The following is a 1,151-nucleotide window of genomic DNA, read 5'->3' on the forward strand; positions in this document are numbered from 1 at the left end:
CCCCTGGATGGCACGGGCCTCGTCCGCTGTATAGCGTGACAGCCCCTGCCCCAGTTTACGCCCGTCTGGGCCAAGGATGGCCAGCGGATCGCCGCGGCCAAAGTCACCCTCCACATGACGGACGCCTGCAGGCAGCAGGCTTTTCCCGGACATCAATGCGCGTGCAGCACCTTCGTCAATGGTCAGAACTCCGCGGGTCTTCATCGCGCTGATCCAGCGCTTGCGTGCGGCTTGCGGATCCCCCTGCCCGGTGAACCAAGTGCAAGGCGCACCATCTCCAAGTGTTTTCAATGGGTTCAAAGGCGAACCTTCAGTGATCGCCATGGCGCAGCCGGCGGCGGTGGCCATCTTGGCTGCCAGAAGTTTGGTGATCATCCCGCCTTTGGACAGGCCAGAGACACCGTCGCCCGCCATCGCCTCAATCTCCGGTGTGATCTCGTCAATCCGGTCATAGCGCTTGGCCACGGGATCCAGCGCAGGATTGGCGCTGTAGAAGCCATCGACATCGGACAGCAGGATCAGAGTGTCAGCCCCGACTGTCACCGCCACCTGCGCCGCCAGCCGGTCATTGTCACCGTAGCGGATTTCGTCCGTTGCGATAGTGTCATTCTCGTTGACGATCGGCACCGCGCCCATACCCAGCAGCGTTTCCAGTGTCGCGCGGGAATTCAGATAGCGGCGGCGGTTTTCACTGTCTTCCAGCGTCACCAGCACTTGCGCCGTGGTGATCCGGTGCGGCGCGAGGGCTTCTTCATAGGCGCGCGCCAGACGGATCTGGCCAACCGCCGCCGCGGCCTGCGATTGCTCCAGCGGCAGGTCAGCGCGCGCTAGGCCCAAAACGCCCCGGCCCAAAGCAATCGAGCCGGAAGAGACCAGCACCACGTCGGTGCCGCCGGCCTTCAGCCAGGCAACATCATTGGCCAAGGAATGCAGCCAGCCTGCGCGCAGCTCGCCGGTTTTCCGGTCGACCAGCAGCGCTGAGCCGATCTTGACGACGATCCGTTTCGCCGATTTCAGGGCCGCCAAGGCGCTTCCTCCTCGACGGGTTTCATGCGGATACGGTCGTCGTCGATTTCAGCACGCACCGCGCGCAGCACTTCGTTCAGCCCTTCGCGGCTGACGCCGGACATCATCATGACCGGACCGCCAAC

The 1,151-nt window shown here is 63.8% G+C and carries 1 protein-coding gene and 1 pseudogene; both read right to left on the reverse strand.

The genetic code is table 11. The features are described 5' to 3' along the window. The coding region (gene proB, locus A2I95_RS40615) for a glutamate 5-kinase (RefSeq protein WP_291737974.1) at positions 1-1,026 on the reverse strand (1,026 nt) is incomplete at its 3' end. Continuing rightward, positions 1,014-1,151, reverse strand: a pseudogene (gene obgE, locus A2I95_RS40620) (GTPase ObgE); the annotation flags it as partial. The pseudogene obgE and the gene proB, both read right to left, overlap by 13 nt.

This window comes from Leisingera sp. F5 (assembly GCF_001593695.1).